Origin of the sequence: Nocardioides sp. N13(2025) (assembly GCF_051912545.1) — a bacterium.
Taxonomy (GTDB): Bacteria; Actinomycetota; Actinomycetes; order Propionibacteriales; family Nocardioidaceae; genus Nocardioides.
The window spans coordinates 2,641,404-2,662,427 of record NZ_CP196809.1 but is presented as its reverse complement, the minus strand read 5'-3'; the positions used below and the strand labels follow the sequence as shown (position 1 = coordinate 2,662,427).

Genomic DNA, 21,024 nt, shown 5'->3' with positions numbered 1-21,024 from the left:
TGGTCCCCGTGACGATGACGAGCCCTCCCACTCCTGCCGTCGAGCAGCCGCAGCGACTCCACTGGGCCTGGGTGGTCGCCGCCGTCGCGTTCGTGACGCTGGTCGGCGCGGCCGCCTTCCGTTCGGTCCCGGGCGTGCTGATCGAGCCGCTGCACGACGAGTTCGGTTGGTCGCACGGTCTGATCGGCTCCGCGGTCTCGCTCAACCTCATGCTCTTCGGCCTGATCTCGCCCTTCGCGGCCGCCCTGATGGACCGCTTCGGCGTGCGGCCGGTCGTCACCTTCGCGCTCGTCATGGTCGCGGTCGGCAGCGGCCTCACCGTCTTCATGACCGAGGCCTGGCAGCTCGTCCTGTGCTGGGGCCTCCTCGTCGGGATCGGCACCGGTTCGATGTCGATGGCCTTCGTCGCGACGATCACCAGCCGCTGGTTCGTCGCCCGACGCGGCCTGGTCAGCGGCATCCTCACCGCCGGCAACGCGACCGGCCAGCTGATCTTCCTGCCGGTGGTGGCGTGGTTCGCGACCCACCACGGCTGGCGTACGGCGGCCCTGCTGGCGTCGGTGGCGGCACTGGCCGTCGTGCCCCTGGTCCTGCTGTTCCTCCGCAACCACCCGGCCGACCTGGGGCTCAAGGCGCTCGGAGCGACCGAGGCCGACCCGGGTCCGCCGCCCCACCAGCACGTCGGGTCGAGCGCAGGCCGCGCGCTGTCGGTGCTGCGCGACGCCGCGCGCAGCCGGACCTTCTGGCTGCTCTCGGGCGGCTTCGCGATCTGCGGGATGTCGACCAACGGCCTCATCGCCACGCACTTCGTGCCCGCCGCGCACGACCACGGCATGCCGGCCACCACGGCGGCGTCGCTGCTCGCGGTCGTCGGCATCTTCGACGTGGTCGGCACCATCGCATCGGGCTGGCTCACGGACACGTGGGACCCGCGCCTGCTGCTCGCCGGCTACTACGCCCTGCGCGGGGTGGGGCTGATGATGCTGCCGGCGCTGATGTCGCCGCACGTCGAGCCCAGCATGTGGGTCTTCATCATCGTCTACGGCCTGGACTGGGTGGCCACCGTGCCGCCCACCGTGGCGCTGTGTCGAGAGTGGTTCGGCGCCGCCGCGGGACCGATCGTCTTCGGGTGGGTCTTCGCCAGCCACCAGGTGGGCGCGGCCCTCGCGGCCACCGGCGCCGGCGTGGTCCGTGACGTCACCGGCGGCTACGACCCCGCGTTCTACGCCGCGGCCGGGCTGTGCGCGGTCGCCGCCGTGATGTCGTACGCCATCCGCAGGACGCCGAGCGTCGTCACGGTGTGACGTTGGAGGTCACGCGCGGCACCTGACCGAGCCTCAGTCGATGTCGACGACCACCGGCGCGTGGTCGGACGGCGACCCGGTGCCCTGTGCCGGGTCGCGCTCGTCGCGGTCGATGAACGCGCCGGTGACGCGCGACGCCAGCGACGGGGAGCCGAGCACGAAGTCGATCTTGAGCCCGCGGTCGCGCTCGAAGCGCTGGCGGTAGTAGTCCCAGTAGGTGTAGCCCGGCGCGTGCGCGCGGGTCACCTCGGTGTAGCCGTCGTCGAGGAAGGCCTGGAAGGCCGCGCGCTCGGGCGGGGTCACGTGCGTCGACTTGGTGAACTGCGCGGGGTCGAAGACGTCGTCGTCGGTGGGGCAGATGTTCCAGTCGCCGACCAGCGCGGTGGGCACGTCGAGCCAGCCGCGCGCGGACTCGCGCAGCCGGGCCAGCCAGTCGAGCTTGTAGACGTAGTGCGGGTCGTCGGGCTTGCGGCCGTTGGGGACGTAGAGCGACCAGATGCGTACGCCGCCGCAGGTGGCGCCGATCGCGCGTGACTCGGCGGCCGCGGGCTCGCCGAAGTGCGGCATGTCGGTGAAGCCCACCTCCACGTCCTCCAGGCCGACCCGCGACAGCAGCGCGACGCCGTTCCACTGGTTGAGCCCGGCCACCGCGATGTCGTACCCGAGCGCCTGCAGCCCCATCAGCGGCAGCTGGTCCTCACGCGCCTTGGTCTCCTGCAGGGCCAGCACGTCGATGTCGTGGCGTTGCACGAACGCTTCAACCCGGCCGATGCGGGAGCGGAGGGAGTTGACGTTCCAGGTCGCGATGCGCACGGCTCCACCCTAAGGAGGGGCGGTGGGACGCTCAGGACGTGGGGCGGAGAAGGCTTTACGCAGGAAACCCTTTACAGATCCGCCTCTGGTGGTGGAGGTTCATCGGCACGCACCTGTCTCGGGAACTCGTGTGCACCACCTGCTCCACCCTGCTCGACCTTGCGTGACCCTGTTCGCTCTCCGGGACGGCGTGTGCTCATCCACCCTCCAGAGAGAAGAACCACCATGCAGCGCAGTCGACTCGGGGCGATCGCCCTCGGCACCTCGGCACTCCTCGGCGCGGCCCTCGCCTCACCGGCACTGGCCGCCACGGACTCGGAGATCCCGACGTTCCAGCAGTTCCACGCGTCCACCTTCAAGGACGTCGACCAGCAGTACATCGTCAACGGCGACGAGCCTGTCGCCGACACCGCCCAGCTCCGCGACTTCTACGACGCGATGGTCGGCCCGTCGACCCAGGAGAACGGCCTCGTCGTCAACACTGTCGGCGGTGCCGACGACAAGTGGAGCACCAGCCAGGTCGGCAACCTGACCTACTGCGTCAGCACCAAGTTCGGCTCCCGTTACACCGACATCGTCAACACGATGGCCAGCGGCGCCGGCCTGTGGGAGGCGGCGTCGTCGAAGATCAACTTCGTCTACGTGCCCTCGCAGGACTCCAACTGCACGACGCGCAACAACAACGTGCTGTTCTCGGTGGAGCCGGTCCAGACCACGCAGTACATCGCACGGGCCTTCTTCCCGAGCACCCCGAAGCGCCAGCGCAACGTCCTGGTCGACGACTCGATCTGGACCTCCGGCTCCTGGACCCCGACCAACATCCTCGGCCACGAGCTCGGTCACACGCTCGGATTCCGCCACGAGCACACCCGTCCCGAGGCCGGCACCTGCTTCGAGGACAACAACTGGCGCCCGCTGACGCCCTACGACTCGTCGTCGATCATGCACTACCCGCAGTGCAACGGCACGTCGGACGACCTCTCGATGACCAGCACCGACCGCCAGGGCGCCGTGGCGTTGTACGGTTCCTGATACAGGTCGCGAGCGCCCCTTCCGTCCCGAGCGGAGGGGGCGTTCGTCTACCTTCTGGACGTGTCCTCCACGATCCTCTCCGCGCGCGACCTCCAGTTCCTGCTCTTCGAGTGGCTCGACGTCGAGCAGCTGGGCTCGCGCCCGCGCTTCGCCGAGCACGACCGCGAGACGTACGACGCGCTGCTGGCGCTGTGCGAGGAGCTCGCCACCGAGCACTTCGCCCCGCACTACCGCAAGAGTGACACCGAGGAGCCGGTCTTCGACGGCGAGAAGGTGCGGCTGATCCCGGAGATCGCCACGGCGCTCGAGGCCTTCGCCAAGGCCGACCTGCTGGGGCTGACCCTGGACGAGGAGAGCGGTGGCCACCAGCTCCCGCACGTCGTGGCCTCGGCTTGCATGGCGTGGTTCACCGCCGCCAACATCGGCACCGCGGCGTACTCCTTCCTCACCGTCGCCAACGCCGGCCTGCTGCTGGCCCACGGCACGCCCGAGCAGGTCGAGCGGTTCGCCCGGCCGATGCTGGAGGGCCGCTTCTTCGGCACCATGACGCTCTCCGAGCCGCACGCCGGCTCGAGCCTCGGCGACGTCCTCACCCGCGCCGAGCCCGCCGACGACGGCACCTACCGGATCAACGGCTGCAAGATGTGGATCTCCGGTGGTGACCACGAGATGGGCGACAACATCGTCCACCTCGTGCTGGCCAAGCTCCCTGACGCGCCGGCCGGGACGAGGGGGATCTCGCTGTTCATCGTGCCCAAGTGGCTCGTCGGCGAGGACGGGGCGATCGGGGAGCGCAACGACGTCGCGCTGGCGGGCATCAACCACAAGCTCGGCAGCCGCGGCACGGTGAACACCGCGCCGGTCTTCGGGGGCGGCGCGTTCACGCCGGGCGGGGCCGCCGGTGCCGTCGGCTACCTCGTCGGGGAGCCGCACAAGGGCCTGTCCTACATGTTCCACATGATGAACGCGGCCCGGCTGGGGGTCGGGATGTCGGCGACGACCACGGCCTACACGGCCTACCTCAAGTCGCTCCACTACGCGCGTCAGCGTCCGCAGGGCCGCCCGCTGTCGGACACCGACCCGGGCAAGCCGCAGGTGCCGATCATCCAGCACGCCGACGTGCGCCGGATGCTCCTCGCGCAGAAGTCCTACGTCGAGGGCGCGCTGGCGCTCAACCTCTACTGCTCGCGGCTGCTCGACCTGCAGGCGAGCGCGCTGGACGACGACGAGCGGGTGGAGGCGGGCCGGCTCCTCGACGTGCTCACGCCGATCGCGAAGTCCTGGCCCTCGCAGTGGGGCCAGGAGAGCAACAGCCTGGCGATCCAGGTGCTGGGCGGCTCGGGCTACACCCGCGACTACGACGTCGAGGCCCACTGGCGCGACCAGCGGCTCAACCCCATCCACGAGGGCACCCACGGGATCCAGGCCCTCGACCTCCTCGGGCGCAAGGTGCTGGGCGGTGGGGGCGCCGCGCTGCTCGCGCTCGCCGCGCGCATCGAGGAGACGGTGGCCCGCGCCACCGGGCTCGGAGGCGAGCCGGCGACGCACGCCGTCTCGCTCAAGGCGATGGTCGACCGGCTCGGCGAGGTGACCATGACGCTGGCCGGCCTCGGTGACCCCGAGCGCACCATGGCCAACGCGACGGTCTACCTCGAGGCGGCCGGGCACGTCGTCGTCGCGTGGATGTGGCTCGAGCAGCTCGTCGCAGTGGGGGAGAAGGAGGGTGACTTCTACGACGGCAAGCGCGCCGCGGCGCGCTACTTCTTCCGCTGGGAGCTGCCGAAGGTCGCGCCCATGCTCGACCTGCTCGCCTCCGGCGACACGACGACGCTGGAGATGCGCGAGGCCTGGTTCTAGGCCGGACCCCGGTCGAGGAACGGCGTCAGCAGGCCCGGAGTCGCCCGGTCGGCCAGCGCCACCGCGACGTCGAGGCGTACGTCGCGCACCAGCACGCGCTCGGCGCCGGCAGCGGTGGTCGCGGTCAGGTCGGCCAGGCCGATGCGGCGCTGCCACCACGACTGCGTGACGACCCAGCCGATGATGCCGTCGGTCTCGAGGACGGTGCGGATGCGGGCGAGGGTGCCGCTCCCCGCGACCAGGTGACGGTCGCCGAGGGCATGGCCCAGGTGGCGGTACGACGCCTCGCCGACCGCCGCGGCGGCGACCAGCACCACGACGGCGAGGGCCAGCACCCACTGCCACGCCACGTCGAACCACCACGCCGCGACGGCGGCCACGACGACGACGTCCAGGCCGTTGCGGACCTGGCGGAACCACGCGCGGCGCCGTGCCTTCGGTCCGTGGGTGACGAGGGGCTCGGTGAGCGGACCGTCGTGCTCGAGCACGGAACCGCCGACGCCGACGGCGACCTCCCGAGGGCAGGGCGGGAGCACCTGGGTGACACCGTTCTCGACACCGGTGGCGAGCGTGGAGAGCTCGGCGCCACCGACGACGCGCAGGAGCACCGGCTCGGTCATCTCCACACCGCGGACCTTGGCCTCCTCGACCGTGATCGACCGGGTGGTGAAGAGTCCCGACGTGAGGTGGAGCGACCCGTGCTCACGGGAGAGCACGAAGTTCCACCACTGCACCACGTAACCGCTCACCGACACGACCAGCCAGACCGCGAGGCCGCCGAGGGCCAGCGCCACGACCACCGCGACGAGCGCGAACTGGGTGATCCACTCCCACGCCGAGGTGGCGGTCTCCTCGTTCCAGATGGGCAGGTCGTCACCGACCTGCGAGAGCAGGCCGACGGCACCGGCGAGCAGCACCAGGCGACCGAGGCTGAAGGGGGCGAAGCGCAGCCAGGTCCAGTCGATCCGGGCGAGCGCGAGCGGCGCCGGCACCGGGACCGGCACCGGGACCAGGTCCGCCGTCGGCTCCGGTGGGAGCTCGGTCGACGGCGCGGGCGTCGTGACCTCGCGCCGGCGCAGCAGCGTCGTACGCAGTGCCTGGGCGTCGGCGACGGCGAGCGCGTCGAGGGTGATGCGGTCGTCGTCGACACCGGTGCCGACCTGAACCTTCTGCACCCCCAGGACCCGGTGGAGCAGCGAGGCCTCGAGGTCGACGCTGCGGACCCGGTCGAGCGGTGCCGTGGACGTGGTCTTGTTGAGGATGCCGCTGCGCACCTGGATCTGGGTGTCGGTGAGGCGGTAGTGCGTGGTGAGCCACGGCAGCGCGCCGAGCACGACCGGGCCGATGACGGCGATGGGCAGGATGATCGGCCAGTACCTCATGTCGCTCTGGCTGATACCGACGAGCGCCACCACTACGGGCACGAAGGCCTGGCCGGCCGCCTTCACCGGGTCGAGCAGCAGCTTGCGCGGGCTGAGCCGGGACCATCCCTCGCCGGGGGAGCCGGGGGAGGGGATCACGTCGCGTCGCCCGGGGTGGCTGCGGTGATCGCGGTCAGCCGTGCCACGAGGTGGCGCGCGACGTCGGCGTCGAGGCAGTCGATGGTGATCGGTCCGGCGGCGGACGCGGTGGTGACGGTGATCGAGGCGAGCCCGAACAGGCGCATCACCGCGCCCTGGCGCGAGTCGACGGTCTGCACGCGGCTGATCGGCGCGATCCGGGTCTGCCGGCCGATCCAGCCCTCGCGGGTGTGGACCGCCGTGTCGGTGACCTCCCAGCGGTGCACGCGGAAGCGGATCCGGGGCATCAGCACGACGTGGGCCACGGCCAGCACGGCGAGCAGCAGGACGACCAGGCCGGCCCACCCGGGGACGCCGGGCACCAGCACCCAGGCGAGCGCGGCGCCGGCCACGAGGAGGCCGTCGCCGATGAGGGCCGACACCGTCCAGAACGGCACCGCCTGCGGCGAGACCCGGTTGACCGGCTCCCGGAGGACCGACCCGCCCACTGCCTGCCCAGGCCCCACGTCACTCATGGCGCGAGTCTTGCAGGTGCCCCGTCGCGTTTCGTGCCGCCGTACGTCACGGCCGTAGACTCCCCGCCCGTGGCTCTCACCATCGGCATCGTCGGTCTCCCCAACGCGGGCAAGTCGACGCTCTTCAACGCACTGACCAAGAACGACGTGCTCGCGGCGAACTACCCGTTCGCGACGATCGAGCCCAACGTGGGCGTCGTCGGCGTCCCCGACGAGCGGCTCCCGCAGCTCGCGTCGGTGTTCGAGTCGGCGAAGATCCTGCCGGCCACGGTGGAGTTCGTCGACATCGCCGGCATCGTCCGCGGCGCCTCGCAGGGCGAGGGCCTGGGCAACAAGTTCCTCGCCCACATCCGCGAGTCCGCGGCGATCTGCCAGGTGACGCGCGTGTTCCGCGACGAGGACGTGACCCACGTCGACGGCGAGGTCAACCCCGCGAACGACATCTCGACCATCCAGACCGAGCTGATCTTCGCCGACCTCGAGACCGTCGAGAAGGCGATCGCGCGCCTCGAGAAGGAGTCGCGCAAGAGCAAGGACCTGGTTCCCAACCTGGAGGCCGCGAAGGCCGCCAAGGACGCGCTCGAGGCCGGCACGCCGATCATCGCCACCGACATCGACCGCTCCCTGCTGCGCGAGCTGTCGCTGCTGACCGCCAAGCCGTTCATCTACGTCTTCAACTGCGACGCCGACGAGCTCGCCGACGAGGCCCTCAAGGACAAGATGCGCGAGATCATCGCGCCGGCCGAGGCGATCTTCCTCGACGCCAAGTTCGAGGCCGACCTCGCCGAGATGGACGACGACGAGATGGCGCACGAGATGCTCGCGGAGATGGGGATCACCGAGTCCGGCCTCGACCAGCTCGCCCGCGTCGGCTTCGACACCCTCGGCCTGCAGACCTACCTGACCGCCGGCCCCAAGGAGACCCGGGCCTGGACGATCAAGAAGGGCGCCACCGCCCCCGAGGCCGCCGGAGTCATCCACACCGACTTCCAGAAGGGCTTCATCAAGGCCGAGGTCGTCTCCTTCGACGACCTCATGTCCGCCGGCTCCATGCTCAAGGCCCGCGAGGCCGGCAAGGTGCGCATGGAGGGCAAGGACTACGTCATGGCCGACGGCGACGTGGTGGAGTTCCGCTTCAACGTCTGAGCTGTCGGGGGCTACTGTGGAGTAACCAGCCACACCCACCAGCGCGAGGATGAGCACCATGGCACGCCTGGCCCCCCACAAGGTCGTGCTCCACGGCCACGAGCTCTCCTACGTCGACAGCGGGTCCGGCTCGGCGGTGCTGTTCATCCACGGGATCCTCGGCTCCCAGGTCCAGTGGTCCCACCTGGTCGACGAGGTCGACGACGACCACCGGGTCCTGGTCCCCGACCTCTTCGGCCACGGCGAGTCGGCGAAGCCCACGGGCGACTACTCGCTCAGCGCGCACGCCGCCACGCTGCGCGACCTGCTCGACCACCTCGGCATCGAGCGGGTCACCCTCGTGGGGCACTCGCTCGGGGGCGGCATCGCGATGCAGTTCTACTACCTCTTCCCCGAGCGGGTGGACCGCCTCGTGCTCGTCGCGAGCGGCGGGCTCGGGCGCGAGGTCAACCTCGTGCTCCGCGCGGCCACCCTGCCCGGCGCCGAGCAGGTGCTGAGCGTCATCGCCTCCGCTCCCGTCCTCGAGCGGGCCGAGGCCCTGGGCCGGGGCGCGCAGAGGATCGGCTGGAAGCCCGGTGCCGACATCGGCGCGGTCTGGCGGGGCTTCACCTCGCTGGGCGACAGCCAGAGCCGGCGAGCCTTCCTCGCCACGACGCGGGCCGTCATCGACTTCGGCGGCCAGAGCATCAGTGCCCATGACCACCTCGGCGCGGTGACGCCGCCGCCGACCTTGATCGTGTGGGGGTCCAGGGACCGGATGATCCCGGCGTGGCACGCGCTCAGCGCCCAACGCGCGCTGCCCGAGTGCCGGGTCGAGCTCTTCGAGGGCGCCGGTCACTTCCCGCACCTCGACGACCCCGACCGCTTCGCGCGCGTGCTGCGGGAGTTCATGTCGGCAGAGGTGGTCTGAGGTTCCGCTGCGACGGCGGATGACCTTTCGCAAATCGGCTGGCGCGGCGGGGGTCGTGCGGGCTTACCGTCCGATCACGAGCAACAGCCGGGGGTTCTGTTGGTCGTGGCCCCGCCGGACACTCGGGACCGGCGGGGCCCTTCCCTGCCCAGTCAGGCGCCGGATGTGACCGCCGACGTGTCACGTCCCGACGCGGGGAGGACCTGGTTGTGACACGCCCTGTGCCGCAACGGACCCCCCTCTCTGCCGGGAGTCGGTCGAGGGCGTGTCACGTCCGGGACAGGTCGAAGGAGGCTCGGTCACGACGGGGAGCGACGGGGCCAGGCCGGTCACAGCGTGAAGTGACCCTCCGCCAGGCTGCGCAGGACGCAGAACTCGTTGCCCTCCGGGTCGGCCAGCACGACCCAGGACTCCTCCCCGGTCTGCCCGACCTCGGCGCGGGTCGCGCCGAGGGCGAGGAGCCGCTCGACCTCCTCGTCACGGGACCGGTCGACCGGCGAGAGGTCGAGGTGCATCCGGTTCTTGACCACCTTGTCCTCCGGCACCGACGCCAGGAACATCGTCGGCGGCACCGGGCCGGAGCGCACGGCGTCCAGAAGCGCCTGGTCGTCGGATCGCGCGGGGCCGATCTCCACGAGCCCCGGCTCGCGGTCGAGCACCACCCAGTCCAGGGCAGCCGTCCAGAACTCGGCGAGCCGGTCGGTGTCGTGGCAGTCCAGGGAGATCTCGGTCAGTCGGGAGGCCATGGGCTCGATCCAAACAGCCGGCGCGCCCACGGCAAAGGGCGGACACCCGACCAGCGTCGGGTGTCCGCCCCCTGCACGAGGTCGCTGGGTCAGGTCAGCAGGGCTCGACCGCGTCCACGATGAGACCCTGGTCGACCACGGCCGCGTCGGTCACCAGCTGCACCGAGCCCACGCTCGTGGGGATGCAGGGCGTGGTCACGCCACCGGGCAGCGGGTGCGTCCCGTCGTAGGTCGCGATCACGTTGCCGTCGGCGTCCTTGACGTAGACGTAGTCGTACCCGGCCTCGGTCTCCAGCAGGCTGAAGTGGAAGGCGAACCCGGCGGACCCGTTGTCGTAGGTCCAGGTGCAGTCGCCGTTGTTGCCGTAGGGGTGGGGCGACTCGAAGGGCAGCTGCGCGCTGGCGTCACCCACGCACGGCGGCGGCGGGGGCACGGCGGGGGTGCAGCCCCGCTTCACGCCGACCGCGGCCCAGGCCGCGTCGATGCCCTTCCGGCTCTTGCCGGCCAGGGCGACGGTGGCGTTGCGTGCGTCGCACATGTTGGCGTACTCCGTCAGGCTGGTGAAGCCGCGGTAGAACACGTCCTTCGTACGGGCCAGGCCCACGGCGGGAACTGTGATGTCGCAGTCGGCGACGTGCGTGTGACCGCCCGAGCCAGTGGCGTCGCAGCCGGCGTTCGTGCCGCCGTTGACGGCGAGGAAGAAGGCATGGTTCGGGATGCCCGAGTTGGTGTGCACGCCACCGTTGTCGCTCGTGCCGGTGTAGCGCTCGGAGTAGTGGTCCGGGTCGCCGTCGTCCTTGGGGTCACCCATGTTGCGGAAGCCCGCGGTGGTGCCGCCGTAGACGGGGCCGGCGGGGATGACGTCCTCACCGATCAGCCAGTCCGGCTCGGCTGCCGGGTCGAGCGCACGCTCGTCGGCGTAGAACTCGGTGGCGTTGCCCATCATGTCGCTGAACGCCTCGTTGAGGGCGCCGGACTCGTTCTCGTAGATGAGTCCCGAGGTGAACTCCGTGACACCGTGGGTCAGCTCGTGGCCGACCACGTCGAGGCCACCGGACAACGGCTTGCACTGCGAGCCGTCGCCGTCGCCGTACGTCATCTGCTCGCCGTTCCAGAACGCGTTGCAGTAGCCGACGTCGTAGTGGACCGTCGAGATGATCGTCATCCCGTTGCCGTCGATGCTGTTGCGGCCGAACTCGTCGCCGTAGTAGTCGTCGACCACGTTGGCGTAGTAGTGCGCGTCGACGCCCGCGGCCTGGCTGGGGCTGAGCGTGGCCGGCTGGGTCATGTCCCAGACGTCGTCGGGGTCGGTCATCAGGACGCCCGGGTGGGTCGTCGTGTTCTGCGCGTCGTAGGTCTCCTGGCGGTCGTCGGAGGAGATCATCCGGTAGTTCCCGGCCGAGCCGCTGGTGTCGATGGTCTTCGTGTCGCCCTTGAGCCCGGTGCCCGAGCCCTCCTCGGCGAGCGCGTCGAACCGGTTGAGGACCGTGCCCTCCTGGGCGTCGACCCACACGACCGGACGCTGGGCGGAGCGGCGGGTGTCGACGGCGTAGAAGAGGGTCCCGTCGCGCGGGTCGATCTTCAGCTCGGTCGTGCGCTCGCCGGCAGCTCCCAGCAGGGAGGTCACCTTGGCGACGGCGTCGCTCGCGGAGAGAACGCGGTCGTTGCTCGGTCGGAGGGACGCGACATGGGTGCCCACGACGGCCGTGACCTGGTCGGCGGCGTCACGCCACACGGTCACCTGGCCACCGAGGACCTCGGCCCCGGCGACGACCTGCTGGTAGCGGGTCTGGGTGGCTCCGTCGGCGTAGCGCGTGCTCCACACACGCTCCGTGTCGGCGGGCACCTGGTAGCCGGCGGCGTCGGCTCCGTACAGCGTGAAGGAGCCCTCGGTGGAGGGTGCCCGGCTGGTGGTGTCCGCGGCGGTCGCCGTCGGTGAGGTGACGGCGGTGACCGCGAGCGGGGCGACGGCGAGCAGTGTGGCTGCCGCGCAGATTCCTGTCAGGGGTCGGCGCATGGTGAGCGCTCTCCTTGCATTCGGGGAAATGGGCATCTCGAGGTCCAACGAGCCCCCTGTGACCCGCGTTACGGTCGCCGCCGTGGAGGAGGTCAGAAGTCCTCGTCGAACCCGACCGCCCCGCTGACGCCGACCTGGTAGGCCGACACCTTGCGCTCGAAGAAGTTGGACAGCTCCTGGACGTCCTGCAGCTCCATGAACGCCAGCGGGTTCTTCGAGCCGTAGATCGGCTCGAGGTCCAGGCGTTCCATGCGGCGGTCGGCGACGTACTCCAGGTAGGAGCGCATGTCCGCCGTCGACAGGCCGGCGACGCCGCCGCCGAGGAGGTCCTCGGCGAACTGCGCCTCGGCGTCCACGCCGTCGATCAACATCTGGCGCACTTGGGCGGCCATCTCGTCGTCGAAGAGGTCCGGCTCCTCCTCCCGGACCGTGTCGACCACGTCGAAGGCGAACGCCATGTGCATCGACTCGTCGCGGAAGACCCAGTTGGTGCCGGACGCGAGGCCGTTGAGGAAGCCGCGCGAGCGCAGGAAGTAGACATAGGCGAAGGCGCCGTAGAAGAACAACCCCTCGATCACCGCGGCGAAGCAGATCAGGTTGAGCAGGAACTTCCGCCGGTGCTCCCGGGTCTCGAGCGCGTCGAGGTCGAAGACCGAGTCGATCCACCGGAAGCAGAAGTCGGCCTTGGCCTTGATCGACGCGATGTTGTCGACCGCCGCGAAGGCCTCGTGGCGCTCGGCCTCGTCGGGGACATAGGTGTCGAGCAGGGTCAGGTAGAACTGCACGTGCACCGCCTCCTCGAAGAGCTGCCGCGACAGGTAGAGCCGGCCCTCGGGCGAGTTGATGTGCTGGTAGAGGTTGAGCACCAGGTTGTTGGCCACGATGGTGTCGCCGGTCGCGAAGAACGCCACCAGCCGCGAGACCAGGTGCCGCTCGGCGTCGCTGAGCCGCTGGAGGTCCTTGAGGTCGGAGTGGAGGTCGACCTCCTCCACCGTCCAGGTGTTCTTGATGGCGTCGCGGTAGCGGTCGTAGAAGTGGGGGTAGCGCATCGGCCGGAGGGTGAGGTTCATCCCCGGGTCGAGCAGCATCTTCGTGTCTGAGTGGGTGAGTGTCACTGGCAGGCCTCGCAGTTCTCGGGGTTCTCGAGCGAGCAGGCGAGCGCCTCGTCGTCCGAGATGGTCTGGATGGTCGGTGTGGTGGGGACGGCGGAGACCGTCGTCTGCTGGATCCGGGTCGCCGGGCGGGAGCGCAGGTAGTACGTCGTCTTGAGCCCGGCCTTCCACGCGTGGAGGTACATCGAGGAGAGCTTTCCGATCGACGGGCCGGCGATGAACAGGTTCAGCGACTGGCTCTGGTCGACGTACGCCGACCGCTCCGCCGCCATGTCGATCAGGGCTCGCTGCGGCAGCTCCCACGCGGTGCGGTAGAGCTCGCGGACGTCCTCGGGCAGCTCGGTCACGCCCTGCACCGATCCCTCGGCCCGCTTGATCGCCTCGCGCACCTCCGGCGTCCACAGCCCGCGCGCCTTGAGCTCGCGGGTGAGCGCCGCGTTGACCTGGAGGAACTCGCCGGAGAGCGTCTCGCGCTTGAACAGGTTGGACACCTGCGGCTCGATGCACTCGTAGCAGCCGGCGATCGAGGCGATGGTCGCCGTCGGCGCGATCGCGATCAGCAGGGAGTTGCGCAGCCCGTGCTCCGCGAGGTCCCTGCGCAGCGTGGCCCACCGCTCGGTCTGGGTCGGCGTGACGTCCCAGTGGTCCGGCTGGAGCACGCCGGCTGCCGCACGCGTCTGGTCGTACGCCGGGTGCGGGCCGTGGCGACGCGCCAGGTCGACGGACACCTCGAGCGCCGTCAGGTAGACCTCCTCCTGCACCCGGGTCGACAGCTCGCGCGCCTCGGCCGAGTCGAACGGCAGGCGCATCGCGAAGAACGCGTCCTGCAGCCCCATCAGGCCCAGCCCCACGGGCCGCCAGCGCGGGTTGGACGCGGCCGCCTCCGTGCTCGGGTAGTAGTTGATGTCGATCACCCGGTCGAGCAGCGGCACCGCAGTCCGGACGGTCTCGCGCAGCTTGTCCCAGTCGATCTGTGGTCTCGTGACAGGCGCCAGGGCGCCTTCCTCGACCAGCGGGTGCGTCAGGTGCTGGGCGAGGTTGATCGAACCGAGGTTGCACACGGCCGTCTCGTCGTCCGAGGACACCTCGATGATCTCGGTGCACAGGTTCGACAGGTGGACGACCGGGCCGCCCGGGGTGTCGCGGGTCTGGTTGCAGGTGCGGTTGCTCGCGTCCTTGAAGGTCATCCAGCCGTTGCCGGTCTGGGCGAGCGTGCGCATCATCCTCCCGTAGAGCTCGCGCGCCTTGACCTGCCGCACGAATCGGCCCTCCTCCTCGGCCCGGCGATAGGCCTCGTCGAAGGCCTCGCCCCACAGGTCGGGCAGCTCGGGCGCCTGGTCGGGGTCGATCAGCGACCAGTCGGCGTCGGCCTCGACGCGGCGCATGAACTCGTCGGGGATCCAGTGGGCGAGGTTGAGGTTGTGGGTGCGCCGGGCGTCCTCGCCCGTGTTGTCGCGCAGCTCGAGGAACTCCTCGACGTCCGGGTGCCACGGCTCGAGGTAGACGCACGCGGCGCCCTTGCGACGACCGCCCTGGTTGACCGCGGAGACCGACGCGTCGAGGGTCCGCAGGAACGGCACGATGCCGTTGGACTGGCCGTTGGTGCCGCGGATCAGCGCGCCCCGCGAGCGGACCCGCGAGAACGCGATGCCGATCCCGCCGGCGAACTTCGACAGCTTGGCGACCTGGGCGTAGCGCGAGTAGATCGAGTCGAGGTCGTCGACGGGCGAGTCGACCAGGTAGCACGACGACATCTGCGTGTGCCGCGTGCCGGAGTTGAAGAGGGTGGGCGACGACGGCAGGTAGGCCAGCGACGACATCAGCCGGTAGAACCGGATCGCCTCGCCCGGGCTCTGCGCCAGCCCCGACGCCACGCGCAGCAGGAAGTACTGCGGCGTCTCCACGACCAGCCGGCTCGAGGGGTGGCGCAGCAGGTAGCGGTCGTAGACCGTGCGGAGGCCGAAGTACTCGAAGCGGCGGTCGGCGTCAGCGTCGATCGCGAAGTCGAGCTTGCGGGCGTTGTCCTTCACGAACCGGGCGGTCTCGTCGCCGATCAGGCCCTCGGCGTGCCCGAGGGCCACCGACTGGCTGAACGACATCACGCCCTGGTTGCGGACCTCCTTGTCGATGTAGCCCGACAGGAGGCGGGCGGCGAGCCGGGAGTACTGCGGCTCCTCGCCGATCATCTCCGCGGCCGTCTGGATGGACAGCCGGTCGAGCTCGGCGGTGGTGGCGCCGTCGTAGAGGCCGCTGATCGTGCGGGTCGCGACCCGCATCGGGTCGACGTCGGCCAGGTCGCTGCTGACCCGGTCGACTGCCCGCACGATCTTGTTGACGTCGACGGGCTCGCTGTCGCCGTTGCGCTTGCGCACCTGCATGGACGTGCGTCCCGGTGCCGTGGTGACCGTCATTTCTCTCCTCGCGAGGTCGGTCCTGGAAGGTCCGGGCTCGCTGAGGGGAGGAGGGGGGTACGACGTCCGCGTCGGCGCAGCGTCGTACGTGCCCACCGGCCGTCCCACGAGGCCTCGGACCACCGCACCCGGTCGGGTGCGGTGCGCTGGCAGGTCTTCGGACTCATGGGCGCGCCTCACGGACTGATCCGTTCGACCCCTACTGGCCGTCGCTTCCCAGACCTCCCGGTCCAGTGCTGTGTGACGGCTGTCGTTCCCACTCACCGCTGCGGGGCAGTCCCGGACTCACACCGGGTTCCCTCTTGCCTCGACACGCCTGGCTGACGTGCCGAACCAGCTGCGTGGAACACCATATGTAGGGCTGGTCGAGAAGTGGGGGACCACATCTTGTGTCGGCGTGTTGGTGCGCGGCACACGGCGCGTCGAGGGCGAGCGGATGTGTTCGACCGCGCGCCACTACCCCGAACCTCGATTCGACGTGATGTCACGCTCCGTGTCGCAACATCAGCCAACGCCGGCTGGGACGAGAGTCGCGGCGGGTCACATCCGGCGACCGCACCACCGGGCGGCTCTGACTTCGTCGTTCGCCGGACGTCTCGCGATCGCACTGCGATCATCTCGGCGTGAATTCCTCGGTTGTCCTCCCGCTGGGAAGCCTGATCCTCGGGTCGGTCCTGACGTTCGTGTTCGAGACCCTGCGTCATCGGCGCACACGCGCGGAGGCTGTGCACGACGCCCGCCGGGGCGAGCGTTCGCAGGCGTACGTCGACTTCCTGAACTCGGCGCACGAAGCGGCCCATCTGCTGGGCCGGGCCACGCCCGGGTGTCCGCACCCGATCGACGCCGATGTCTCGTACTGGAAGCTCGACAGCGACGTCACGCGTCGGCTCCGGGTGGTCGAGATCTTGGGATCCGACGACGTGATCGACGCTGCGCGCGCGGTGCGCCAGTCTCTGGGCCAGTTCCGCGAGGCGACCCGTCGCCCCGGAGTGACCTACGAGTCTCCCGCATACCTCGAGAGCCATGCCGTCTTCGCCAGGCACCGCGAGGCGCTCATCGTTGCCGCGCGAGCGGACCTGCGGGACGTCGCCTGAGGTGTCGGCTCAGCGGAAGGCGTGCTCCCGTGCGATCGCCGCGCCGAGGCGCGCGTTGTGCTCGACGAGAGCGATGTTGGCCGTCAAGGACTCCCCGGACGTGATCTCGACGATGCGGCCCAGGAGGTACGGCGTGGCGTCCTTGCCGCGGATGCCGAGGGCGTCCATGTCGCCCAGCGCGCGGTCGATGATCGCGCCGATCTCCTCAGCGGGGATCTCCGACTCGGCCGGGATCGGGTTGGCCACGACCACGCCGCCGGCGAGCCCCAGCTCCCACTTGGCCGTCATCAGCGCCGCGACCTCGGCGGGGGAGTCGACCCGCATCGGCGCGGGGAAGCCCGACGAGCGTGAGAAGAACGACGGGAACTCGTCGGTGCCGTAGCCCAGCACGGGCACGCCCAGGGTCTCCAGCTTCTCGAGCGTGAGCCCGATGTCGAGGATGCTCTTCACGCCGGCGCAGACCACCGCCACCGACGTCGTCGAGAGCTCGGTGAGGTCGGCCGAGACGTCGTACGACGTCTCCGCGCCGCGGTGGACGCCGCCGAGCCCGCCGGTCACGAAGACGCCGATGCCGGCGAGGGCCGCCAGCCGCATCGTCGAGGCGACGGTCGTCGCGCCGTGCAGGCCGCGCGAGACGACGTAGGGCAGGTCGCGGATCGAGACCTTGACGACCGACCCGTCGGAGGCGAGCAGCTCGAGGTCGTCGGCCGACAGGCCGATGGTGGGCCGCCCGTGGAGCACCGCGATCGTCGCCGGGACGGCGCCACCCTCGCGCACGATGCCCTCGACCGTGCGGGCCATCTCGACGTTCTGCGGGTAGGGCATGCCGTGGCTGATGATCGTGCTCTCCAGCGCGACGACCGGCTGCCCGGCGGCGAGCGCGTCGCGGACCTCGTCGGTGATCGTCAGCATCACGAGCGCTCCTCGGGATCGGTGGAGGTGGGGTCGGGGGAGGTGAGGACGTCGGCCAGGTCCGGCCGCACGGTGTGGGGGCTCTCGATGGTCGCGGCGGCCGCCCGGTGGCCCTCGCGCGCGGCCGCGACCGGGTCGGCCCCGCCCAGCCAGGCCGCGATCCAGGCGGCGAGCATCGCGTCGCCGGCTCCGGTGACGTCGACGACCGTGGCCGGGACGGCCGGCAGGTGCACCGGCTCGTGCCCGCGGCTGCACATCCAGGAGCCCTCCGCGCCGGTGCGCAGCCACACGTGCTCGACGCCGCGCTCGTGCAGGTCGGCGACGGAGGCGCGCCAGTCATCGGTCGGGCGAGAGGTCAGCGCCGCGATCTCGTCGGTGTTGGGCGTGACGAGGAACAGGTCGCGCACCAGGTCGGCGAGCCGGCCCGCCTTGGCGACCGAGACCGGCTCGAAGGCGAGCGGCACGCCCGCGGCAGCGGCGGCGGACACGACGCGGGCGGCCTGGGCGTGCGCGAGGTTGCCGTCGAGCACCACGAGCGCCGCGTCGGTGAGGTGCACGGTCTCCAGCACCAGCGCGTCGACGGTCGCCATGTCCGACACCGCCGCCACCAGCTCGCCGCCGTCGTCCAGGATCGCGGTGTAGGTGCCGGTCGCGCCCGGCACGCGGCGTACGGCTCCGACGTCGGCACCGCACGCAGCGGTCACCCGGAGCGCCTCCTCGCCGAACGTGTCGTCGCCGACCGCGGACACCAGGCGGACCGGCGCCCCGAGCAGGCCGAGGCAGGCGGCGACGTTGCGCCCGACGCCGCCCGGCGAGATCCGGGTGTGGCCGGGGTTGCTGGTCGCGGGCACGAGCGGCGCGGAGGTGCGCGCGACCACGTCCATGTTGGTCCCGCCGACGACCACCACCCACTGCTTCACGGACAGATCCTGACACTCACAGCATCCGCACAGGTGGCACCCACGCCCGTCCCAGCGTCGGTGGCCAGTGTCGACGACATGACCCCGCTCCAGGCCCCGGCGGCACCCGCCCCCTCCGTCGTACGCCGACTCGGCGCGCGCGCCCGTCGCGACAGCGGGGTGCGGCTCGCCGCGGGCAGCACCCTGTGGCTGTCGCTGCTGCTGGTGACCTGGTGGTGGGTCACCGGCGGCGGCATCGGCCAGCTGGGCGGCTGGGCCACCGGCCTGCAGTCGGTCGGCCGCCTCACCGGCCTCGGCGCGGCCGTGCTGCTGCTCGCGCAGGTCGTGCTGATGGCGCGCGTGCCGGTGCTGGAGCAGGCCTTCGGCCAGGACGAGCTCGCCCGGCTGCACCGCATCGTCGGCTTCACGTCGTTCAACCTGATGCTGGCGCACATCGTCACGATCACCTGGGGCTATGCGAGCGGGTCGGTGACCGCCACCCCGCGCACCCTGTGGGACCTCGTCGTCAACTACCCCGGCATGCTGCTCGCGACCGCGGCCACGCTGTGCCTGGTCATGGTCGTCGTGACGAGCATCCGCGCGGCCCGGCGCCGGCTGCGCTACGAGTCGTGGCACCTCCTGCACCTCTACGCCTACCTCGGCGTCGGACTCGCCATCCCGCACCAGCTGTGGACCGGCGCGGACTTCACGTCCTCGACCGGACGCCAGGTGTTCTGGTGGTCGGCGTGGGCTGGCGCCGCCGCCAGCGTGCTGGTGTGGCGGGTCGGGCTGCCGGTGTGGCGCAACCTGCGCCACGACCTCCGCGTGGCCGCCGTGGTCCCCGAGGGCCACGGGATCGTGTCGGTGCACCTGACCGGGCGCGACCTGCACCGGCTGCCCGTCGAGGCCGGTCAGTTCTTCACCTGGCGCTTCCACGGCCGACCCGGCTGGACCCGCGCCAACCCCTACTCCCTGTCCGCCGCCCCCGACGGCCGCTCCCTCCGGATCACGGTCCAGGACGTCGGCGACGGCAGCGGCGCGGCGGCGGGTCTGGCGGTCGGCTCGCGGGCCTGGATCGAGGGGCCCTACGGCCGGCTCAGCCCGCGCGCCCGTGGCCGGCACAAGGTCCTGATGATCGGCGCCGGCGTCGGCATCACCCCGCTGCGCGCGCTGGCCGAGGGCCTGGAGTACGCCCCCGGCGAGGCGGTGCTCCTCCATCGCACGTCGTCCGCCCCGCTCTTCGTCGACGAGCTGACCGCCCTCTCGCACGACCGTGGCCTCGTCGTCTGGGGCCTCCCCGGACGCCGCCGCGCACCGGACTCCTGGCTCGGAGACGGCGTACGCGCTGCCACCGACCTGGCCGCGCTGCGGTCCTGGGTCCCGGACGTCGCGGAGCGCGACGTCTACCTCTGCGGGCCCCGCGCCTGGACCGACCTCGTGCTGCGCGACCTCCGCGCGGCCGGCGTGCCCGAGCACCACATCCATCTCGAGAACTTCGGCTGGTGAGACCTGTGAAACGCATCGTCCTCTGGGTGCTGAGCACCCTGTCCACCGTGGTCGTCCTCTTCGGCTACCACACCTCCACCTCGTCGGTGATGGCCACGAGCACCGGGAGCACGTTCTCCGGCTCCAAGCAGGGTCAGTCCACCTCCGGCAGCACCTCCGGCAGCACCTCTGGCAGCTCCAACACCTCGGTGACGGGTCAGGTCGCACACACCCAGTGGGGCCCCATGCAGGTGCAGCTCGACGTGTCGGGCTCGACGATCACCCACGTCTCGATCCTGCAGTACCCCAACGGCAACGGCCGTGACGTCGAGATCGCCAACTACGCGCTGCCGCAGCTCATCCAGGACACCCTCGACTCCCAGGGCCACGACGTCTCGATGGTCAGCGGCGCCACCTACACCAGCCAGGGCTACCTGCAGTCGCTGCAGAGCGCCCTCGACCAGGCCGGGCTGTGAGCACCGTGACCGCACCCACGACCACCCGTCGTGTCGAGCACGTGATGGGCATGCCGATCAGCCTCGCCCTGCGCGGCCGCCATGCCGACGACGCCGCCGGCGAGGAGGCCTGGCAGGCGGCGCTGGCCGAGCTCCGCTGGGTCGACGCCGTGTTCAGCACGTGGCGCGCCGACAGCCAGGTCTCGCGCCTGGGCCGCGGCGAGCTCGCCCTCGAGGACTGCGACCCCGCCGTGGCCGAGGTGCTCCGCCTCGGGGACGACGCGCGGTTCGCCTCGGGAGGGGCGTTCGACGTGTGCCTGCCCGACACGGACGGCGTACGCCGGCTGGACCCCAGCGGTGTCGTCAAGGGGTGGGCCGTCGACCGGGCGGTCGCCCCGCTGCTCGAGCTGGCCGACACCGACGTGTGCCTCTCGGCCGGGGGAGACATGGTCTGCCACGTCGCCGACCCGGCCGGCGAGCCCTGGACGATCGGGATCGAGCACCCCCTCGACCCGACCCGCCTGGTGGCCACGGTGCCGGTGCGCCGCGGAGCCGTGGCCACGTCGGGCTCCGCCCATCGCGGCGCCCACGTCGTCGACGCGCGCACCGGACGGGCGCAGGACGTGCTCGCCTCGGTGACGGTCATCGGTGCTGACCTGACCAGCGTCGACATCGACGCCACGGCGGCGCTCGCGCTCGGCGTGGACGGGCCCACGTGGCTGCGCTCGCGGTGGCGCACCGGGCTGGTCGTGTGGGCGGACGGTCGGGTCGAACGGGTGTCCTGAGCGCCGTCCGA

The 21,024-nt window shown here is 71.1% G+C and carries 18 protein-coding genes and 1 riboswitch; of the genes, 9 read left to right on the top strand and 9 right to left on the bottom strand.

From position 1 onward, the window contains the following. Positions 1-14 precede the first annotated feature (14 nt). Positions 15-1,304: an MFS transporter gene (locus tag ACS3YM_RS12950; protein ID WP_439939888.1), complete on the top strand. Its 1,290-nt coding sequence runs from the start codon at positions 15-17 to the stop codon at positions 1,302-1,304. 33 nt (positions 1,305-1,337) lie between these two features. Here ACS3YM_RS12950 and ACS3YM_RS12945 read toward each other — a convergent pair whose 3' ends face one another. After that, positions 1,338-2,117 carry an exodeoxyribonuclease III gene (locus tag ACS3YM_RS12945; protein ID WP_439936839.1) on the bottom strand — a complete coding sequence of 260 codons (780 nt, stop codon included), beginning with the start codon at positions 2,115-2,117 and terminating at the stop codon, positions 1,338-1,340. A gap of 225 nt (positions 2,118-2,342) precedes the next feature. Here ACS3YM_RS12945 and ACS3YM_RS12940 point away from each other — a divergent pair, with 225 nt between their 5' ends. Then, positions 2,343-3,149: a M57 family metalloprotease gene (locus tag ACS3YM_RS12940; RefSeq protein WP_439936838.1), complete on the top strand. Its 807-nt coding sequence runs from the start codon at positions 2,343-2,345 to the stop codon at positions 3,147-3,149. A gap of 60 nt (positions 3,150-3,209) precedes the next feature. Continuing rightward, complete coding sequence (locus ACS3YM_RS12935; RefSeq protein ID WP_439936837.1) at positions 3,210-5,006, top strand: acyl-CoA dehydrogenase; 1,797 nt, start codon at positions 3,210-3,212, stop codon at positions 5,004-5,006. Here ACS3YM_RS12935 and ACS3YM_RS12930 read toward each other — a convergent pair. Next, the gene (locus ACS3YM_RS12930; protein WP_439936836.1) at positions 5,003-6,526 is read right to left on the bottom strand and encodes a PH domain-containing protein; all 1,524 of its coding nucleotides are present in this window, start codon (positions 6,524-6,526) and stop codon (positions 5,003-5,005) included. The two genes, ACS3YM_RS12935 and ACS3YM_RS12930, sit on opposite strands and share 4 nt — an antisense overlap. Continuing rightward, positions 6,523-7,041: a PH domain-containing protein gene (locus ACS3YM_RS12925; RefSeq protein WP_439936835.1), complete on the bottom strand. Its 519-nt coding sequence runs from the start codon at positions 7,039-7,041 to the stop codon at positions 6,523-6,525. The genes ACS3YM_RS12930 and ACS3YM_RS12925 overlap by 4 nt, the downstream gene beginning before the upstream one ends. 69 nt (positions 7,042-7,110) lie before the next feature. Between ACS3YM_RS12925 and ychF the strand changes: the two genes are divergently transcribed. Further along, positions 7,111-8,187 (top strand): redox-regulated ATPase YchF, encoded by a 1,077-nt coding sequence (gene ychF, locus ACS3YM_RS12920; RefSeq protein WP_439936834.1) that lies wholly within the window; start codon positions 7,111-7,113, stop codon positions 8,185-8,187. A 58-nt stretch (positions 8,188-8,245) separates the two neighbouring features. Then, the gene (locus tag ACS3YM_RS12915) at positions 8,246-9,097 is read left to right on the top strand and encodes an alpha/beta fold hydrolase (RefSeq protein ID WP_439936833.1); all 852 of its coding nucleotides are present in this window, start codon (positions 8,246-8,248) and stop codon (positions 9,095-9,097) included. A gap of 329 nt (positions 9,098-9,426) precedes the next feature. Here the strand turns inward: ACS3YM_RS12915 and ACS3YM_RS12910 are convergent, their stop codons facing one another. From ACS3YM_RS12910 to ACS3YM_RS12895, 4 genes are all read right to left on the bottom strand, one after another. After that, positions 9,427-9,843, bottom strand: coding sequence for a VOC family protein (locus tag ACS3YM_RS12910; RefSeq protein ID WP_439936832.1), 417 nt, complete (start codon positions 9,841-9,843; stop codon positions 9,427-9,429). Between the two features lie 94 nt (positions 9,844-9,937). Further along, positions 9,938-11,860 carry a M4 family metallopeptidase gene (locus ACS3YM_RS12905; RefSeq protein ID WP_439936831.1) on the bottom strand — a complete coding sequence of 641 codons (1,923 nt, stop codon included), beginning with the start codon at positions 11,858-11,860 and terminating at the stop codon, positions 9,938-9,940. A gap of 92 nt (positions 11,861-11,952) precedes the next feature. Further along, positions 11,953-12,975: a ribonucleotide-diphosphate reductase subunit beta gene (locus ACS3YM_RS12900; protein WP_439936830.1), complete on the bottom strand. Its 1,023-nt coding sequence runs from the start codon at positions 12,973-12,975 to the stop codon at positions 11,953-11,955. Next, entirely contained in the window at positions 12,972-15,383 is a 2,412-nt protein-coding gene (locus ACS3YM_RS12895) for a ribonucleoside-diphosphate reductase subunit alpha (protein WP_439936829.1), read from the bottom strand. The genes ACS3YM_RS12900 and ACS3YM_RS12895 overlap by 4 nt, the downstream gene beginning before the upstream one ends. Positions 15,384-15,514: 131 nt before the next feature. Then, a riboswitch (cobalamin riboswitch) is annotated at positions 15,515-15,736 on the bottom strand. Positions 15,737-16,066: 330 nt separating this feature from the next. Between ACS3YM_RS12895 and ACS3YM_RS12890 the strand changes: the two genes are divergently transcribed. Beyond that, complete coding sequence (locus ACS3YM_RS12890; RefSeq protein WP_439936828.1) at positions 16,067-16,477, top strand: hypothetical protein; 411 nt, start codon at positions 16,067-16,069, stop codon at positions 16,475-16,477. Positions 16,478-16,486: 9 nt separating this feature from the next. Here ACS3YM_RS12890 and ACS3YM_RS12885 read toward each other — a convergent pair whose 3' ends face one another. Further along, the gene (locus ACS3YM_RS12885) at positions 16,487-17,389 is read right to left on the bottom strand and encodes a pseudouridine-5'-phosphate glycosidase (protein WP_439936827.1); all 903 of its coding nucleotides are present in this window, start codon (positions 17,387-17,389) and stop codon (positions 16,487-16,489) included. Beyond that, complete coding sequence (locus tag ACS3YM_RS12880; protein ID WP_439936826.1) at positions 17,389-18,309, bottom strand: carbohydrate kinase family protein; 921 nt, start codon at positions 18,307-18,309, stop codon at positions 17,389-17,391. Before ACS3YM_RS12880 ends, ACS3YM_RS12885 begins: the two co-directional genes overlap by 1 nt. A gap of 78 nt (positions 18,310-18,387) precedes the next feature. Here ACS3YM_RS12880 and ACS3YM_RS12875 point away from each other — a divergent pair, with 78 nt between their 5' ends. The 3 genes from ACS3YM_RS12875 to ACS3YM_RS12865 are packed head-to-tail and all read left to right on the top strand — an operon-like array spanning position 18,388 to position 21,013. Continuing rightward, on the top strand, positions 18,388-19,794 hold the full coding sequence (locus ACS3YM_RS12875; RefSeq protein ID WP_439936825.1) for a ferredoxin reductase family protein: 1,407 nt from the start codon (positions 18,388-18,390) through the stop codon (positions 19,792-19,794). A 26-nt stretch (positions 19,795-19,820) separates the two neighbouring features. Continuing rightward, positions 19,821-20,249 (top strand): FMN-binding protein, encoded by a 429-nt coding sequence (locus ACS3YM_RS12870; RefSeq protein ID WP_439936824.1) that lies wholly within the window; start codon positions 19,821-19,823, stop codon positions 20,247-20,249. Next, positions 20,246-21,013, top strand: coding sequence for an FAD:protein FMN transferase (locus tag ACS3YM_RS12865; protein ID WP_439936823.1), 768 nt, complete (start codon positions 20,246-20,248; stop codon positions 21,011-21,013). Before ACS3YM_RS12870 ends, ACS3YM_RS12865 begins: the two co-directional genes overlap by 4 nt. Positions 21,014-21,024 lie beyond the last annotated feature (11 nt).